Origin of the sequence: Vibrio sp. V42_P2S4T144, assembly GCF_009904715.1 — a bacterium.
In the GTDB taxonomy this organism is placed as follows: domain Bacteria; phylum Pseudomonadota; class Gammaproteobacteria; order Enterobacterales; family Vibrionaceae; genus Vibrio; species Vibrio alginolyticus.
Window position 1 is genome coordinate 1 of the sequence record NZ_WXWS01000504.1, and the last position, 2130, is coordinate 2130.

The following is a 2130-nucleotide window of genomic DNA, read 5'->3' on the forward strand; positions in this document are numbered from 1 at the left end:
TCTCAATACAATTCAATTGATGCTCATTAATCGAGCGCTAAGCCTTTCTTCTCCAAAACCAACCAAACTGCATTTTGGGTCTGTTTGGCAGAGCAAGACATAACTTTATAACTATGTATCTGCTTGGTTCCCGATTACTTTAGACAGAAGGAAAAAAAGTCTTCAAAACGTCACATTTCTACGAGGTTTGGCGAAGGGACGAGTACGCAAAAGGAAACGTTTGCATAGTTAAATTTAACTATGCGACCAAATTGGTATCGAACATTAAAGAAAAGACTTCTAATTAGCGTTTTAACCGTCGGGAGCACTGTGGTCAGTGCTCCCGTTTTATCATTTAGTATCTCAGGTTCAGATATTAGAGCCACAATTGCAGCGGTTGTAATCCGAGATGCTTGGTGAAGCGAGAATGACTTGGTTTGTAGATATGGCAGCGATGTCAGATCGAGTGATTCTCAATCAAGAATCGGCAGCAAAATAGGCAAACCAAGGCATGAAGCTATTACCCATGCAAAAAGAAAGGAAAAGAATCTTTACCACAGAGTTTAACTTGTCAGCGATATGTATCCATGCATACCCATGTACAAACCAACTGCACTGATCAAGACGCCCGATAAGTAAGGAGCTCGACGTGCAACATCATTCAAACCGCTCCATTTAGATGTCGCTTTTTGCACGCCCACTGCTGCCACAACGCCAACAGCAACCAGAGTCAAGGCTAAGCCAATACTGAATGACACAACTAATGTCGCACCAAGAGTCATTGCCTTAAGCTGCAAACAGATAAGCAAAACCGTTACCGCAGCAGGGCATGGAATCAAACCGCCCGTTAATCCAAACAGCAGAATTTGCCCATTCGTCACGTCTCGATTCTCAAAGCGTTTTTGAATGTCTAAAGCGTGAGCGCGTTCGTGAGCATCTTGATATTCCTTATCTTCGCTTTCTAAATGAGAACCAGGACGAAAATGTACATCAAAGTCATGGGTATGATCATGGTGCCCGATGATCAAAGTGACAGAAAGTCCATTAGAGACTTCAATGCAAGACGCCGATTCCAAGTATCCATCACGCTCTATAAAGTGATAAATATCAGCAGGTTGATAACCATCACTCGATACCGAAACCTTGATACCTTCAGCAGTTAAAGGTTTACCGCTGAGTGTTCGCAACTGGAAACGGTGATGCTCCCCTTCCTGTGTAATCGAAAGCGAAACATGCCCATGTCCTGTATCCACAACTTGCGTCGTCCAATCGCGAGCATGATCCTGAGCTTTGTTCCAAGCTCGCTCATCGCTCCATGTCCGCCAAAACATCCATACGCCGGTTGTCACGATAATGACCCCAGAGATAAGTTGCATCCATGGTTCAGCCGCTTCAGCGGTGAATTTCTGGCTAATATACATCCCACCAACAGCGATTAACCATACAATTGCAGTGTGAGAAAGTGTGGCAGCTAAACCCAGCATCACGGCTTGTTTGACCGTTCCTTTCACCGCGACAATGAACGCCGCCATCATCGTTTTAGAGTGCCCAGGTTCTAAACCATGCAAAGCGCCAAGCAAAATGGCACTGGGAATAAAGAACCACCCATTACCTTGTTGTAGTAACGCGACAAAATCCATTGTTGTTCTCTGTTGTTGATTCTAATTTATCGCAAACTATACTCCCCCCTAGTATTAAATACTACCCCCCAGTATAAATTGAGTGCTACATTATCAGTTAGAATAACTCGGCCCGTAACTTAAAGAAGATAAGACATGTCGCATACAACCAGAGATCAAAAGAAGCTCAACACTCGAGTCAGTAAAATACAGGGTCAGGTGAATGGACTTAAAAAAATGCTGGAAGAAGAGCATGAATGCCAAGATGTGTTGCAGCAGATTGCCGCTATTCGGGGAGCAGTAAATGGTTTGATGCGAGAAGTAATTAAAGGTCACTTACTTGAACACGTCGTACTTGAGGAAGACAAAACTCAACGTGAAAAAGATATGGAAGTCGTATTAAAAGTACTGGACTCTTATATAAAGTAACCCTACTTCGCTAGAGTAAAATCACTAGAGTTAAACTCGAATAGAACCTTTATAGGTAATCTCTTACTAAGCGGGAAATAGCAATGGCAGATATAGACCATAC

The 2130-nt window shown here is 43.1% G+C and carries 2 protein-coding genes; one reads left to right on the plus strand and one right to left on the minus strand.

From position 1 onward, the window contains the following. Positions 1-542 precede the first annotated feature (542 nt). On the minus strand, positions 543-1619 hold the full coding sequence (locus tag CAG68_RS16670; RefSeq protein ID WP_161441390.1) for a nickel/cobalt efflux protein RcnA: 1077 nt from the start codon (positions 1617-1619) through the stop codon (positions 543-545). A gap of 135 nt (positions 1620-1754) precedes the next feature. Between CAG68_RS16670 and rcnR the strand changes: the two genes are divergently transcribed. Beyond that, positions 1755-2027 (plus strand): Ni(II)/Co(II)-binding transcriptional repressor RcnR, encoded by a 273-nt coding sequence (rcnR, locus tag CAG68_RS16675; RefSeq protein ID WP_005375370.1) that lies wholly within the window; start codon positions 1755-1757, stop codon positions 2025-2027. Positions 2028-2130 lie beyond the last annotated feature (103 nt).